The organism is Rhodococcus sp. 4CII (genome assembly GCF_014256275.1).
In the GTDB taxonomy this organism is placed as follows: domain Bacteria; phylum Actinomycetota; class Actinomycetes; order Mycobacteriales; family Mycobacteriaceae; genus Rhodococcus_F; species Rhodococcus_F wratislaviensis_A.
This window is the reverse complement of sequence record NZ_JACCFE010000002.1, coordinates 7338039-7352683: the sequence shown is the minus strand read 5'-3', so window position 1 is coordinate 7352683 and position 14645 is coordinate 7338039. Positions and strand designations below refer to the sequence as shown.

General features: G+C 64.1%; 13 protein-coding genes. All 13 read right to left on the bottom strand.

Annotation, left to right across the window (positions count from 1 at the left end; all coding sequences use genetic code 11):
• Positions 1-8: 8 nt before the first annotated feature.
• Positions 9-707 (bottom strand): 2-phospho-L-lactate guanylyltransferase, encoded by a 699-nt coding sequence (gene cofC, locus H0B43_RS34545; protein WP_185723858.1) that lies wholly within the window; start codon positions 705-707, stop codon positions 9-11.
• A 41-nt stretch (positions 708-748) separates the two neighbouring features.
• Entirely contained in the window at positions 749-1555 is an 807-nt protein-coding gene (gene pgl / locus H0B43_RS34540; protein WP_185723859.1) for a 6-phosphogluconolactonase, read from the bottom strand.
• Positions 1552-4023, bottom strand: a complete 2472-nt coding sequence (gene cofH / locus H0B43_RS34535; protein WP_185723860.1) for a 5-amino-6-(D-ribitylamino)uracil--L-tyrosine 4-hydroxyphenyl transferase CofH — start codon at positions 4021-4023, stop codon at positions 1552-1554. Before cofH ends, pgl begins: the two co-directional genes overlap by 4 nt.
• Positions 4024-4098: 75 nt before the next feature.
• On the bottom strand, positions 4099-5076 hold the full coding sequence (locus H0B43_RS34530; RefSeq protein ID WP_185729679.1) for a ribose-phosphate pyrophosphokinase: 978 nt from the start codon (positions 5074-5076) through the stop codon (positions 4099-4101).
• Between the two features lie 151 nt (positions 5077-5227).
• Entirely contained in the window at positions 5228-5848 is a 621-nt protein-coding gene (locus H0B43_RS34525) for an HAD family phosphatase (RefSeq protein ID WP_185723861.1), read from the bottom strand.
• 94 nt (positions 5849-5942) lie between these two features.
• Positions 5943-7400 (bottom strand): nicotinate phosphoribosyltransferase, encoded by a 1458-nt coding sequence (locus tag H0B43_RS34520; RefSeq protein WP_185723862.1) that lies wholly within the window; start codon positions 7398-7400, stop codon positions 5943-5945.
• 845 nt (positions 7401-8245) lie between these two features.
• Positions 8246-8635 (bottom strand): nuclear transport factor 2 family protein, encoded by a 390-nt coding sequence (locus H0B43_RS34515; RefSeq protein WP_185723863.1) that lies wholly within the window; start codon positions 8633-8635, stop codon positions 8246-8248.
• Positions 8636-8710: 75 nt separating this feature from the next.
• On the bottom strand, positions 8711-9661 hold the full coding sequence (locus H0B43_RS34510; RefSeq protein WP_185723864.1) for a PfkB family carbohydrate kinase: 951 nt from the start codon (positions 9659-9661) through the stop codon (positions 8711-8713).
• Positions 9658-10689, bottom strand: a complete 1032-nt coding sequence (locus tag H0B43_RS34505) for a LacI family DNA-binding transcriptional regulator (protein ID WP_252189654.1) — start codon at positions 10687-10689, stop codon at positions 9658-9660. The genes H0B43_RS34510 and H0B43_RS34505 overlap by 4 nt, the downstream gene beginning before the upstream one ends.
• A gap of 7 nt (positions 10690-10696) precedes the next feature.
• Complete coding sequence (locus H0B43_RS34500; RefSeq protein WP_185723865.1) at positions 10697-11509, bottom strand: glutamine amidotransferase; 813 nt, start codon at positions 11507-11509, stop codon at positions 10697-10699.
• Positions 11510-11652: 143 nt separating this feature from the next.
• Positions 11653-12177 (bottom strand): pyridoxamine 5'-phosphate oxidase family protein, encoded by a 525-nt coding sequence (locus tag H0B43_RS34495; protein WP_005561315.1) that lies wholly within the window; start codon positions 12175-12177, stop codon positions 11653-11655.
• 7 nt (positions 12178-12184) lie between these two features.
• Positions 12185-12640: a cupin domain-containing protein gene (locus H0B43_RS34490; RefSeq protein ID WP_185723866.1), complete on the bottom strand. Its 456-nt coding sequence runs from the start codon at positions 12638-12640 to the stop codon at positions 12185-12187.
• Between the two features lie 361 nt (positions 12641-13001).
• Positions 13002-14645 carry a glucose-6-phosphate isomerase gene (gene pgi, locus H0B43_RS34485; RefSeq protein WP_397517500.1) on the bottom strand — a complete coding sequence of 548 codons (1644 nt, stop codon included), beginning with the start codon at positions 14643-14645 and terminating at the stop codon, positions 13002-13004.

Sequence of the window (14645 nt, the reverse complement as noted above, 5' to 3'; positions counted from 1 at the left end):
AAGGGCTGTCAGCGGCGGGCAAAGTCGATCATCGCAGCCTCGTGTTCGTCCAAGAACGCGAACTCGCGCGCCGACCCCAGGGCAGCCATGCGGGCGCCGAAGCCCAATCCCCGGACCGTGCGCAGGTCGGAGGCGGTGTCCACGTCTGACCTCAGCGAAGTCCATTCACCCTCGAGAGCTATGGCGCCCGATGCCTGATGGGCGAGCGCCGAACCGATGCCGAAGGCCGGGAACAGCCCTTCGCCCGCCGCCGATAGCAGCAACGTTGTACCCTTTCCATCCCGGTCGGCGCAGAACGCACGCCTGCCGTCGGCAGCCGAGATGAATGCGGACAATTCGCGATGCCGAAGCGCTGGAAGATCCGCCAGCAACGCGCCCACCACTCGGCCTGGTCGTTCCCGCTCCAGCAGGGCCGCACCGTGGTTCAATGCCGCGTTCACTCCCCCGGCTGGCTCGTTACCTAGTACGCGTGCACCGCGGCGTTCGACGCTGCGCGCCACGACCGGGTCCGGGGTGACGACGAGCACCGAGTCGACCGCTCGTGCCCGCAGCGCAGCGCAGACTGTGTCGAGCACGATCGCCAGGACCAGCCTCTTGTGCGCGTTCATCTTTCCGGTACCGCCGTCAGCCGCGCCCCGGAGTCGTGTTTTCGCCTCGGAGAGTGACTTGACCGGAATTATCAGGTCGATAGGATGCGGATTCGTCATTGCAAGACTCGGATTCTCGGGTGGGTCTTTCACACCATCGGTTATCGCGCCGAGGCGGGGAAGTCTGCGCAGTTGGACAGCAGGCTCGCTGCGGCCGCGTCCAGGAAAACCCGGGTCGCGTGCGAACCCAGCGCCCCCGCTGCCGGTAGCTGCTGGGGCGTCAGCCCCTGCTCCATCAGCGTCGCGACTGCGGGCGCCTTGGCGTCGCCGGTAGTCATCAGCCATACTTCGCGGGAGCGCGTGATCGCAGACAGGGTCAGCGAAATCCGGGTGCTCGGCGGCTTCGGGCAGTTGTAGACCGCTACCACTTCACGTTGTTTCTCCAGCACTGCCGGTGAGTCGGGGAAGATCGAGGCGACGTGACCTTCCTCGCCCATCCCGAGGAGGCAGATGTCGAACAGAGGCGTCCTGTCCAGGCGACCGTACGCGCACAGTAGCGCCTGGTAGGCGTTTGCCACTGCGGTGCCGTCGTTGCCGAAGCCGCCGTCGGAGGGCGCCATGACGTGAACTCGGCTCGGGTCCACGGGCAGGTGGTCCAGCAGGGCCTCGCGCGCCTGCTTCTCGTTGCGGTCGGGGTGATGTCGGGCCACGAAGCGCTCGTCGCCCCAGAAGAAGTCCACTCGATGCCAGTTGACGATGTCGCGATTCGGGTCGGTGCGTAGTCGCTCGAGCACCGCTGTCCCGGTTCGTCCTCCGGTGAGCACCAACGATGCGTAGGCGCGCTCTTCCTGCGCCTGGGCAAGAGTGGAGAGCAACCTCGACGCGACGTCACCGGCGAGCTGTTCGCCGTCGTCGTAGATATAGGGGATCGGCTTCGAGGGAGCGGAAGTGGTTCTTGTTGTTGTCATCTGAGGATCACCTCTGGTGAGTGTGTCGGCGCACCGTGCAGATCGAGCTGGTGGGTGGGAGGCGTCAGGTAGTTGGTCGTGCGCCGTCGCAGGCGGCGGCCTATTCCCTGCACCACTGACTCCAGGTCTGTCTCGTCGAGTTGCTGGCCGTGGGCGGCGCCGGCGGCGCGGCTGATGTTCTCGTCCATCAACGTCCCGCCGACGTCGTTCACTCCGGCCTGGAGCAGTTGACGAACCCCGTCGAGTCCGAGCTTGACCCACGAGGCCTGCACATTGTCGATCAGCCCGTCGTAGACGATTCGCGCAATCGCGTGGACCAGCACTACTTCTCGCCAGGTCGGACCACGGCGCGCGCCTCGCTTGAGGTAGATCGGAGCCGCCATGTGTACGAACGGAAGACCGACGAACTCGGTGAACCCGCCGGTCTCACGCTGGAGTTCTCGGGTGCGGAGGAAGTGGCGCGCCCAGTGCACCGGCTCCTCGACGGTTCCGAACATCATCGTCACGTTCGACGTCAGGCCCATCGAGTGGGCGACGCGGTGACATTCGAGCCATTCCTCGGTGTCGATCTTGTCCGGGCAGAGGATCGCCCGGACGTCGTCGTCGAGGATTTCCGCGGCGGTGCCCGGGAGCGACTTCAGTCCCGCGTCGACCAATCGCTGTAGGTACTTCTCGAGCGGCTCCCCGATCCGCTTGGCCCCTTCGGTTACCTCGAGGGCCGTGAAACCGTGCACGTGGATGTCGGGCGCTGCTTCCTTCGCCGCGCGGCAGACGTCGATGTAGTAGTCGCCGTCGAAGGACGGATGGATGCCGCCCTGCAGGCAGACCTCGGTACACCCGAGATCCCACGCCTCCCGGACACGGCCGGCGACTTCCTGAAGGGTCAGCAGGTACGGCTTGCCTCGCAGATTCAGCGACAACGGTCCCTTGGAAAACCCACAGAAGGTGCACTTGAAGGTGCAGACATTGGTGTAGTTGATGTTTCGGTTCCGCACGAATGTCACGTCGTCACCGACCGCCCCGAAGCGGAGGTGATCGGCGAACTCGGCGACCTCGGCGACCTCTCCCCCGCGAGCTCCGAACAGGGTGACGATCTCGTCCACTCCCGGTTCCTGCCCCGAGGCGATACCGTCGAGGACGTCCGTGACGGGCCCGCCGAACCCTCGCCTGCGGCTCGGCACCAGGTCGGTGGGCGCGAACTCCGACCCGGAGCTCCAGACGGTCGAGCGTCGACCGATCTGGACTACTTCCGCCCCGGTGCCGACGTTCTTCGCGTCGGCGTGGCTCTCCGGGAACATCGCACCCGGGTCGTCGCGGCCGAGCGACTCGGCGTCCGACCGATCCAGGATCGCGAAGCGCAGACCGGGGTCGATCCATTGGTCGGGGCGGCGCGCGAACTCGGGGTACACGGTGAGGCGGGGTGTGAGGAACTTGCCGTCACGTTCGGTCACCTCGCGGAGCCGGTCCAGCGAGGGCCACGGTCGTTCCGGGTTGACGTGGTCGACCGTCACCGGGGACACCCCGCCGAAGTCGTCGATCCCCGCGTCGAGCAGCGGACCGAGGTCTTCCGACAAGTTGGGGGGTGCCTGCAGGTGCACATCCGGCGGCAGGATCAACCGCGCCACCGCGACCGTGCGGAGGAAGTCGTCCTGCGGGCAGGCGGGTTCGTTGCGCATCACGGTGTCCGGTTTGGGCATGAAGTTCTGCACGATCACCTCCTGGACGTGCCCGTAACGTCTGTGTAGGTCAGCGATGGCTCGCAACGCCGTGACACGGTCCTGCGGAGACTCTCCGATGCCGACGAGGATCCCGGTCGTGAAGGGAATCGCGAGTTCGCCCGCGGCTTCCAGCGTGGCCAGTCGGCGTTCCGGTGTCTTGTCGGGCGCACCGCGGTGGGCCATCAGCGTCGGGTTCAACGACTCGATCATCATGCCCTGGCCTGGGCTCACCGTCCGCAGCAGCGACAGAGCATCCGGTGCGAGGGCTCCGGCGTTGGAGTGCGCCAGCAATCCCGTCTCCGCGGTCACGAGCCGGCACATTGCGGCCAGGTACTCGACTGTGGAGCCGTAGCCGTGATCGGCCAGCCATTGGGCCGCGACGTCGTATCGGTCTTCGGGCTGTTCCCCCAGCGTGAACAGCGCCTCGTGACATCCCGCCTGCGCCCCCTGCATGGCGATCGCGAGCACCTGATCGGGCGTGAGGTAAGGCGCCTCCGCGCGTGCGGGTGAGCGGGAGAACGTGCAGTAGCCACACCCGTCGCGGCACAGTGAGGTCAACGGGATGAAGACCTTCGGCGAGTACGTCACCCTCGTGCCGAAGAGCGAGTCGCGCAGTGCGGCTGCCCGTTCCATCAGCTCCGGGAGCGGAAGGGTGAGAACGGTCGCGTCATCGACGGACAGTGCGTCGAGGGCGTTCCTCGTGGTGCCGAGTTGGTGGATTGTTGACTTGGTACCTATATCGAGACTCATTTTGGGATGCTCTCTACGCCTCTACCGTGTGATGAGAACCTCCGAGCGCGGCTCGGCGGCTCCCACTTCGATCGATCAGAACAACTGGTACTCACTGCCGAACACTTCGCTGACGGATCCGCCTCGGAAGACCTGGCTGATCGAATCGGCGAGGACGCCGGCGCAGGACAGCACGCGGACGTTGGCCGGTGCCTGGGGCGAGAGCGCGATCGTGTCGGTCACGACGATCTCTTCGAACGGCGATGCGGCGAGGTTGTCGTAGGCCTGGCCGCTGAACACCGGGTGGGTGGCTGCGGCGAACACCCGCGACGCTCCCGCCCTCATCACCATCTCCCCCGCAGCACGGAGCGTGCCGGCGGTATCGATCATGTCGTCGACGATGATCGCGGTCTTGCCCCGAACATCTCCGATCACGTGACCTATCTCGGCGACCTGATGTCTCGGGCGTTCCTTGTCGAGAATCGCGAGATCGGCGCCGACGCACTTAGCGAAACTCTTGTTCAGCTTCACCCGGCCGGCGTCGGGTGCCACCACCACGAGATCCTCCATCTCGAGATCGATGAAGTACTGAGCGAGCAACCTCATTGCCGTCATGTGGTCCACCGGAATCTTGAACATGCCCTGGAGCTGTCCTGCATGCAGATCCATCGCCAGGAGTCGGTCGGCTCCAGCCGATTCGAGCATCCGGGCGACCATACGTGCGGAAATCGGCTCACGCGGGGCGCTCTGCTTGTCCTGCCTCGAGTACCCGTACCACGGCGTGACGGCGATGACGCGGTGTGCACTGGCAGCCACCGCGGCGTCGATCATCACCATCAGCTCCATCAGTGCGTCATTGGTGGTGACCCCGGTATCGGGATTGGTACATGTCGGCTGAACGATGAAGACATCGGCGTCGCGGATCGACTCCTCGAACCGGCAGTACACCTCCCCGTTCGAGAAGGTCTTCAGCACAACCGGACTCAGCCCCACGTCCAGCTCGGCACCGATCGCTTTCGCGATGTCGGGGTTGGCTCGACCGGAAAACAGTTTCAACCGCTTGCCGTAATTCATCGGCATGCTCGTTGCGGTACCAACGGACGTAGCGCTGTCCGCACCACTACTTGTCGGGATGCTTCTCAAGGCGGCCACCGTTCAGGACCTCACTGTCGTATTGGTGGAAGGTGACACCGATGTGCCTGTCTTCGACGTGCGGCGGCGCCGGTCAGAGCAGTCCTCGGCCGAGGACGTATGCACCGCGGAGATCGGCCCCCTCGTACTCGATCGTCGCAAGCTCACGAAGCCGGGTGCTCGCATTGACGGCCACCGTGTTCGGGAGCTTTCCGAACAGCGGGATGTCGGACGTGGAGTCGCCGTAAGCGACGCAGTCCCCTTCGGCGAGCCCATACTCCGCGAGTAGCTTGCTGACGATCGAGACCTTGTCCTCGGCGCTGAGGAGGCTCTCGGGGCCGACCTCGCTCCTCAAGGCCACTTGCGCGCCGAACGCCGAATCGGCGCCCAAACCGGTCAGACGTTCCACGAAGAACTGGGGTGACTGAGAGATGACGGTGCTATATTCGCCACGGTTGCGGATATCGGCGAAGACTTCGACCACGCCGCCGATCCACGGGGAGGCGGCGAACGCGTCATCGATGTCCGCCTCGCTGAGCCCTTCCCACAGTGGAAGGCAGAGTTCCCAGAAACGCACATCGCTGATCTCGCCCCTGAGCCAGGATTGCTCGATCAGCTCGCCCGCAGCGAGTTCTCCGACCGCTCTCGAGATCTCGATCGAAGCAGTGGACTGCAGGAGGGTGCCGTCCATGTCGAAGACGTGCAGCTTAGTCATCTGTGAACCTAACTGTGTGTGGAACGAGTTACAAGCCTGCCCGGGCGCCGGCGACCGGGGCTTTGTGAAGGCTGCGCCCGGTCGCCGGCAGCTCTCAGGAGAGTGCGAGTTCAGCGTCGGTGTGCAGGGGTGCGATGGCGTCGGCGTAATAGCTCTCCGGCACCTCCCGCTCACTACGCTCGATCAGCTCGGAGAAATCCCACTTCCGCAGCAACTTGCCGTCACGGAACACCGGCTGCAGGATGTTCTCCTCCGGCGAGATCGACTCCCGCGGCACCGTCTGATACTCACCCTGCGACAGTCGCAACCCGAGTCGGCCTCGCTTGGACGCCTTCATCGCATCCCCGGTCGGCGCCTTCGCGATGCCCCGCCACTCCCCGTTGACACACACCGCGGACGCCTTCTGCCCGAAGTTCATCGTGTCCCGGTTGCAGTGCTGCAACAGGCCGCCGCCCATCCCGAAGATCGCGTTCTCCGCCGAGAAACCGCGGCGCTCGAGCTCGGCGTACACCCGCGGGAGACTGTCACGATTGACCCCGTCACCCTGCACCACCCGCACATAGTCGGGCAGCACCTTGAAACCCTTGCTGTTGGTGGTGTACCCGAAGCTGTCCATCAACCACTCGGTCGTCTCCGCGGTCACCTGCACCACGTCACCCGAATCCGGACGCACCCCGACCAGGCCGGGGAAGTTCCGGACCACGTCGGCGAGCTCGCGGCCGATGATGTTCTTGACCGCGTTCTCGTGGTCGTAGGTGTCGGTCAGCAGCAACGCCACCCCGCTCGGTGCGTGCACCTCGAGCATGTTCCGCATCGCCGCGGCCTCGTTCTCGCGCCCCCACGCGCAGAAACCGGCGTGCTCGGAATTCGGGCCGGAATTCGCCGGCGCGACCGCGTTGTAGTACTCCTTCGCCGCGAGAATGCCTGGCACGGTGTCACTCTGGTTGAAGTTGACCAGGTGCGCCAACCCGCCGAGAGCGGCCGACTGCTGCGAGCTCACCCCGCGGGCGCCGTAGTCGTGCAGACAGTGTCGCAGAATTTCGGGGTGATCGGAGGTTCGGGCCAACGCCTCCTTGATGACCTGCTTGGCCAGCCAGCTGATGGTGCCAACCGTGGTCGGGTACCATACCCCACGCAGCAGGGCGGTCTCGAAGAAGCTCGTCACCCAGAAGTACTTCGGGTCGGTGTTGACGATCTGCACCAGCACGTTGCGGGTCGGCATCACCAGACCCTCGGGCACCGCCTCGATCTCCACCGGCAAGAACCCATCGTGATCGTTGAGGATCCCCAGCCAATTCTCCCGATTGAAGTGCATCCCCTGCTCACGGGCGACGCACTCGGCCTGATCGATGTCCTCGAGGGTGATCGGATGCAGCAGATACTCCCGAATGAAGGCCTGCAAGCCCACGAACATCGTCACCGGGAACTCCCCACCCCGCGACTCGATGTAACTGGAGACGTACTCCGTCCCCGCCGGATACAACGGGTAATGACAATGCTTGTAACTGTCGGTGTTGATGATGATGTTGTCGTAACTCCGGCCCAATGCCATCGCGATTTCGCCTTTTCTCGTGGTGTGTGATCGTTGCTACTTCTCTGCTGTCTGGATTTTCTTCTCTGCGGTCTGGATTTTCCAAGTCCAGGAAAGTTGCCGCGAATGCGCCCGAACCTTCGCCTTCGAGGTGCCGCGTTCGATCTAGCACTCGATTCTGTATGACGTTGGTTACCAGCATGTTTCGGTCCATTACGTCTGGCGAGCAGGTACCCGTCATGTGGGCGACATACAGTGGGTTCGCTCTCTCAGTGTGCTACATCACACCTACTATTAACGTTTATAGTCCCGCAGTCAAGAGGTTCGCGGAGATCAATTCTCAGCTTGCGCCCTCTGCTCGAGAAAGCGGTTCGCACAACCGCTGGCCTGGACAATCCTTCATCAACGCCCAGCCCGCCACATCCCGCTTCCGCGCTCCCTCTCCCGGCGCTACGGAACCCGAAACCCGGTAGAACGACCAGAAATTAGAAAGGGTTCTACTCGTATTTCTGATGCCTGAGTCACCCGCGAACACTCCCACCGACCGGCCGCGTGACGGACTTGAACCGACTCTGAACCATGCACCTGGACAGACGAATACGGCCATCCACACGAGTGAATGACCGTATTCTCGCAGCCAGAGTCGAGGACGCCGTAGCCGAGTGCCGGAACGGCGAGGCGACCGGTCGGTGCCGACTCGAGGAAGTGGCCGTGCGGTTCTCCCACTCATTGCGGGACGGTCGCCCTGTCTACCCACGCCCGGGCGGGTCTGCGCTCCGACACTTGTCATCGGCGTCAGGGTGATCACGTTGCGGGGTCAGACCGCATCCCCACAACATTCAGTTAGCTCCTCTGCGTTGTTCCTTTTAGGAAGCAGTAACGGGAGTGGAAATCTTGCGGTAGGTGTCCTTACGACTGATGCGGTCGCCCTCGAACTCGAACACGTCGCACGCAAGTGTTTCCAGAACGGTCCCGTCCTCTTGCCTTTGGAAGGTAGTCCACCGGGTTACAGCAAAATTCATGCCTACAAGCGGCTCCTCCATCACGGTTTCGGTCGCCGAACCGCCTGGCCGAAGGTATATCTCGAATCCGCGACGAACATTGGCACGACCTTCGAACCGGACTCCTGGATCGGGGCCGACGGAAGAGTGGAAGGTACAATTGTCGGTCATCAGGTTCATCAGTGCGTCGACATCCTTAATGTTCCAGGCGTAGACGAACTGGTCGATCAACGTTGCACGATCGTCAATAGTCATGGTTGCTCCATATGCGCCGGTTCGGGAAGCCTCCGGGTGCGCTGATGATCGCCGCACAGAGGCCTCGAAGGGTGGTTACGCCCGACTGCCGACCTCGATGTCCGTGGCGCGAGGCATCCCTGCGCGGGCCCCGACGTGTGCAACAGAGAGCGCGGCAGCAACATTCGCGGCTCGGACGGCGACGTCGAGTTCGTCTCCCGCTGCTAGCCGGGTGATCAGAACGCCATTGAAGGTATCGCCTGCGCCGGTGGTATCGCGTGCCACCGTCGGCCGTGGCCGCACGTGGTCGACGTTCCCGTCGGGCGTGAGTACCAGGGCACCGTCACCTCCCAGGGTGACGACGACCGGGGCTCCGGTGCGTGCCATGATCGCGGCGGCGGCCTCGCGGGCGTGGGTGTGCTCGTCACCGAGCATCTTGGCGAGTTCGACGCACTCGCCCGCATTGGGCGTCAGGATCGGCCCGTACCCGAGGAGGTCGGCAACGCCGGGAATGGGAGGGGCCGGATTCAAGACACAGCGTGCACCCGCCGAAACGGCAGCGACCACCGCAGCCTCCACCGCGGCGTCGGGTATCTCCGTGCTGACCAGCACTGAATCCGAGGGTCTCAGATCGGAAACGAGAGCCCGCCTCACGTGTTCGACGCTCAGTGCGGCATTGGCACCCGCGCCGACGGCGATCTGGTTCTCGGCGCCCGGGTCGACGACGATCAACGCGACCCCGGTGGCTTCGCGTTCGAGGACGGTGACACCGTCCACCCAAATGCCCTCGGCGGTGAGTTCGTCGAGCGCTTCGGTGCCGTTGGCGTCCGCGCCTACCGCTCCGACGAGATGCACTTCCGCGCCTGCCCGAGCGGCCGCCACCGCGGCGTTGGCGCCTTTGCCACCGCCGTACCGTTCGACGCGGGTTCCCACGACGGTCTCGCCCGGACCGGGCAGTCTCTCAGCGGCGACGACCAGGTCGACATTGATCGCGCCGACGACGAACACTCGCCCCCGGGTGGTACCCGCGTCCAGCGACGTATTCATGAACTACCTAAGGGTGTGGCCACGGAATCTCTTATCTGTAGCAGGGTCGGGAACGGCTCGGGAGCGGGCACGTCGACTTTGTCTTCGATGAGTTCGAAAAGCAGGTTCGCGGCTCGCTCACCCATGTCCCGAGCGGGTTGGCGGACTGTGGTCAATCTCGGCGTGAGGAGCGATACCATCGGTAGGTCGTCGAAGCCGACGACGCTGAGTTCTTCGGGCACTCGGATGCCCTCGGATCGGCAGTACTCGAGCACGCCGATGGCCATCAGGTCGTTCGCGCACAGCAACGCCGTCGGGCGCGCCGACGGCGGCCCGGACAATGCCTTCGCCGCGAGTTCCGTACCCGACTCCTGCCGGTAGTTTCCACCGAAGATCGGAACGGTATCGGGTTCGATTCCTGCGGCTGCCAACGCTTCCCGATAACCGGCGAGTCGCTGCTGCGACGTCCACAGACCCTCGGGACCGCCGATGACGGCGATCTTGCGATGGCCTGCTTCGAGCACATGTTGACCGACTTCCCGGGCACCGCGGCGGTTGTCCGACACGATGGCCGGCAGGTCGAATCCGGGGACCTGCTCGTCCACCAGAACGATCGGACCGAGCCGCGTGAGTTCGAGAAGCGACGTCGGTGACGTCGACGCCCCCGACAGATAGATGATCCCGTTCAGCCTCTGACTTCGGAGCAGCCGCCCGTTGAGCGACTCTCCTCCGTCGGTGGCTTCGGGGGCACACAACACGACGAGCACTCCACGAGCAGCTGCGGCCTGTTCGACGCCTTCCACGAGGAGCGCGAAGAACTGGTTCGACAGTTCGGGGACCACGAGTCCGATCGTGGGCGCCGAACGTCTCTTCAACCCCCGCGCAGCCTCGTTGGGTGCGTAGTTGAGAACCCGCACAGCGTCGAGCACACGGGCTCGACGTGCGGGCGCAACCGGTCCGCTGTCGTTCAAGACGTAGCTGACCGTACTCACGGACACGCCCGCGTGCCGGGCCACGTCTTTCATCGTCGGGGGCTGACCATTGCTCATAAAATTCTCAATCTACCGCAGCAACTGCGTGCACCGGCGACGGAAGGCTCGTGTCGAGGCCCGCAGCCCAGTTCACGATCGAAGTCCACAGCGCCTGATAGTGCTGCCACTGCACGAATTCCGGCGGCGCCCAATGTGGTGCCAGATCGGACGCGAAGGCAACCGTGCGGCCGACGCCGGCGGTACCGACGACCAGCAGTGGGTCTTCGCCGAAGCGCGCGACCACCGTCGCGTCAGACTTGGCGATGACACGGTTGTAGCCGAGCAGCATCGGCCATTCAGCGGGGGTCCCGCCGAGGATCACGTGATTCGGCTCGTCGAACGTGGCGTCGAGGCCTTCGGGAACTTCGATGCGGTCGTCGTAGTCGAGCATGGTGACCGGAAGCACCGGTGCCAGCGGGCTCATCCCGTAGCGGGCCTTGCCGTCGATCCCGGTGAACGACATGTAGCCGCCCACCATGATCAGGCCTCCGCCGGCTTCGGTGAAGGCTGCGAGCAGCGACAACCGGTTGACGCTGCGTTCGGATCGCAGAAATGTCTCGTCGGCCAGCAGGAAGGAGTTCGCTCCGATGTCGCTGAGGACCACGACGTCGAACTGCTGCAACTCTTCCAGCGTCTTCGGGAACCGCCCCGAGATCTCGTGTGCGCGCAAGTACGTCACGTCGAGCCCGGAAGCGTCCAGCGAGTCCAGGAAGACGCCGCCGCCTTCCTCGTACTCGACCGTGCGAAATTCGTCGAAGCCCTTGATGTGCACCGTGTGCTTGATCCACGATTCGCCGACCACGAGCACCCGGGTGGCGCCGTCCTTAGTCGAAGTCATACCTACTCCAAATTTCAAAGAATGTGTGTGTGCAACTCGAGCCGTCGCCCGCGGTCGTCGTTGTCGGAAGCGGGCGGACCGGCGTCCCCGTCAGTGACGAGGCGATGCCGGTCCGCCGTGATCTGCGGCGATGAACGGATCGGTCAGCTCTTGGGGAGCGGCCGGTCTCCTACAAAGTCCGGCAGCACACGAGCTTCCGGAACCTGCGGCATCGTCGTCTCGCGTGAATCCCAGCCGATCATCTTGTCCGGCACCAATTCCAGGTAACGGCGGTCGGCGAATTCACCGAACTCGAAGTACTGCTCGGCGTAGGGGTGACCCGTGCCGAAGTACTTCTCGAACACCTTGTCCTGTAGCTTCTTCACGAGAACCTCGTCTGTGGCTTCGACCAGCGTTCCCAGGATGCGTACACCGCTGACGGTGGCGTACTCGTCGCCCGAATCGACCAGCGCGGCGATTTTCCGGCCCGCCTGCGAGTTCGCACCGTGGCGGCTACCGGCATCGATCGGGAGGAAGATCCTCTTCTCGTCGACGACGAACCACAGGGGAGTCAAGTAGATGCTCCCGTCGGCATTCACGCTCGCCACACGGATGCTCTTGGCCCGGTCGAGGTAACCCCACCTCTTGTCGCCCCGCAGAGGGGCGGTCTGGCTTGCGGTCACGGCCATTGCTCTCTCACTTCCTCAGTTCTTGGAGGGTCTTGTGGTAATCCGGCACCTCGACGAGTCCCACGCGGGGAGACGGTCCGCTGGTCCAGAAGAAGACGGTCCGCACACCGGTGTTCTCGAGGGTGTAGGTGTATCCGGCCGGCAGGTAGATGTGCTCTCCCCGACCGGCTTCGAGCACGACCTCTCGGTCGTTCGCATCCTTGACCCGCAGCTTGATGTGCCCCTCGAGGCAGTAGTGCGTCTCGTCGAAGTTGGGCTGCTCCCAGTTGTAGGGGGCGTGGTCGGGCTCCTGGTAGCAGTAGCCCTGGCGGAAGTAGCGTGCGTCGTCGCGCTCCCGTGACAGGAAGATCGCGGTGTCGATGCCGGTGTTGAACTGCAAACGCGGCATGCTGCTGATCTCGTCTTCGGTGATCACCCGCGGGTAACGTCGCGCGTTCGGCGCTGACGGATCGAAGTCGGCCATCCGGGTCTTCCCTTCATTTCGAGTCGGTTTCCGGAAGCATCCACAATGGTGGCCGGGCAGACTGAGCGCAGTTGGCTCGTGCTGGATCTTTCGGGTGATTCCCGCGACGACCACCGGGACTGCTAGCCGGTGTGAAACGTTTCCACTTTGGAGATCTAATCTGGCATTTCACCTGTTGTAATGCCGACTGGATTCGTTTCTAACCTACAAGAGCGGTTATGGAGCGTCAAGTGTTCTGGAGGATTCTCGCGTGCCTGTCGCGGACACCGTTCCCCACGCCCGGGACCTGTACACCGCACTGTGGACAGCCTTGTTCCCTCAGCGCACGGCGGCAACGCTCCGGTACCCACCCCGTCCGTGACTACACCCGCCGGGCCGCGGCCTTCCGGTACAGCGAGACCAGGGAGTTGGTCGATGCATCGTGACCGAGCGAGGGCGGCTCGTCCTGAGAGAGCTCGTCGAAGATCCGGTGGGCGAGCACTTTGCCCAGCTCCACACCCCATTGATCGAACGAGTTGATCCCCCACAAAACCCCCTGGGTGAACACCTTGTGCTCGTACAGAGCCACCAGCTGGCCGAGCACGAACGGGTCCAGCCTGCCCGCCAGCAGCGTATTCGTCGGTCTGTCCCCCGCGAAACTTCGGTGCGGGACGAGGTCGGCCCGTACCCCGGCAGCTGCCACTTCCTCCTCGCTGCGACCGAAGGCGAGAGCCTCGGTCTGAGCGAAGAAGTTCGCCATCAACAGATCGTGGTGTTCGTCAGGACCGTCGACGGGACGAAGAAAGCCGATGAAGTCACAGGGGACGAGGTGGGTTCCCTGGTGCAGCAGCTGATAGAAGGCGTGCTGGCCGTTCGTGCCGGGTTCGCCCCACACGACCGGGCCGGTACGGACCCGGACCGGACGCCCCTCCGTGTCCACCGATTTGCCGTTGCTCTCCATGTCGAGCTGCTGCAAGTACGCCGGAAAGCGTGCGAGGTACTTGCTGTACGGCAGTACGGCATGGGTCTGAGCGTCGTGAAAATTGGTGTACCAGAGTCCGATCAGTGCAAGGAGCACCGGCATGTTGCGGCCGAAGGGGGCCTCGCGGAAATGAGTGTCCATCGCACGGAAGCCGTCGGTCATCGAGGCGAAGTTCTCCGGCCCGATCGCGATCATCAACGACAGTCCGACCGCCGACTCGACGGAGTACCTACCGCCGACCCAATCCCAGAAACCGAACATGTTCTCGGGATCGATCCCGAAGCGACTCACCTGTTCCGCATTGGTGGAGACGGCGACGAAGTGTCTGCCAACCGCATCCTCGTTGCCGAGCGCGTCCACCAGAAGCCGGCGCGCGGTGCGCGCATTGGTCAGTGTCTCGACAGTGGTGAACGTCTTGGACACCACGACGTACAGGGTTTCGCTCTGATCGAGATCCCGGACCGCCGACACGATGTCCGAGCCGTCTACATTGGAGACGAAACGGACGTTCAGTCCCGGATCCGAGTAGGCCGACAGCGCTGCGGCCGTCATCACGGGACCGAGATCCGACCCGCCGATCCCGATGTTCACCACGTTCTTGATGGCCTTACCCGTGTATCCCAGCCACGCTCCCGACCGGATCCGGGTCGCGAAGGCCGCCATGTCGTCGAGCACCCGGTGCACCCCCGGTACGACATTGCCTCCGTCGATCGCCATTCGCTCACCGCGCGCGGCGCGCAATGCCACGTGTGCCACGGCGCGATCTTCGGTCGTATTGATTCGCTCCCCCGCGAACATCGCCTCGATCCGCCGGTCCACCCCAGCGGCGTAGGCGAGGTCGACCAACTCGCCGATCACCTCGGCGTCGACGAGGTTCTTCGAGTAATCCAGTAGCAGTCCGTCGACGCCGAGGGTGAACTCAGCAGCGCGCCCGGGGTTTTCGGTGAAGAGTCGGCGAAGCGATACTCCGTCGAGGCGTGCTCGGTGTTTCCCGAGCGCGGCCCACTGCGGCCGCTGATCGACCGGGGTCTGAAGGAATTCCAT

Bases quoted from the DNA above. Each gene is read 5' to 3' on its own strand.
- H0B43_RS34520 (WP_185723862.1), bottom strand. From the start codon at position 7,400: ATGGCATTGGGCCGGAGTTACGACAACATCATCATCAACACCGACAGT.
- H0B43_RS34510 (WP_185723864.1), bottom strand. From the start codon at position 9,661: ATGAATACGTCGCTGGACGCGGGTACCACCCGGGGGCGAGTGTTCGTC.
- cofH (WP_185723860.1), bottom strand. From the start codon at position 4,023: ATGAGTCTCGATATAGGTACCAAGTCAACAATCCACCAACTCGGCACC.
- pgl (WP_185723859.1), bottom strand. From the start codon at position 1,555: ATGACAACAACAAGAACCACTTCCGCTCCCTCGAAGCCGATCCCCTAT.
- H0B43_RS34530 (WP_185729679.1), bottom strand. From the start codon at position 5,076: ATGAATTACGGCAAGCGGTTGAAACTGTTTTCCGGTCGAGCCAACCCC.
- H0B43_RS34495 (WP_005561315.1), bottom strand. From the start codon at position 12,177: ATGGCCGTGACCGCAAGCCAGACCGCCCCTCTGCGGGGCGACAAGAGG.
- H0B43_RS34525 (WP_185723861.1), bottom strand. From the start codon at position 5,848: ATGACTAAGCTGCACGTCTTCGACATGGACGGCACCCTCCTGCAGTCC.
- H0B43_RS34505 (WP_252189654.1), bottom strand. From the start codon at position 10,689: ATGAGCAATGGTCAGCCCCCGACGATGAAAGACGTGGCCCGGCACGCG.
- pgi (WP_397517500.1), bottom strand. From the start codon at position 14,645: ATGGAATTCCTTCAGACCCCGGTCGATCAGCGGCCGCAGTGGGCCGCG.
- H0B43_RS34515 (WP_185723863.1), bottom strand. From the start codon at position 8,635: ATGACTATTGACGATCGTGCAACGTTGATCGACCAGTTCGTCTACGCC.
- H0B43_RS34490 (WP_185723866.1), bottom strand. From the start codon at position 12,640: ATGGCCGACTTCGATCCGTCAGCGCCGAACGCGCGACGTTACCCGCGG.
- H0B43_RS34500 (WP_185723865.1), bottom strand. From the start codon at position 11,509: ATGACTTCGACTAAGGACGGCGCCACCCGGGTGCTCGTGGTCGGCGAA.
- cofC (WP_185723858.1), bottom strand. From the start codon at position 707: ATGACGAATCCGCATCCTATCGACCTGATAATTCCGGTCAAGTCACTC.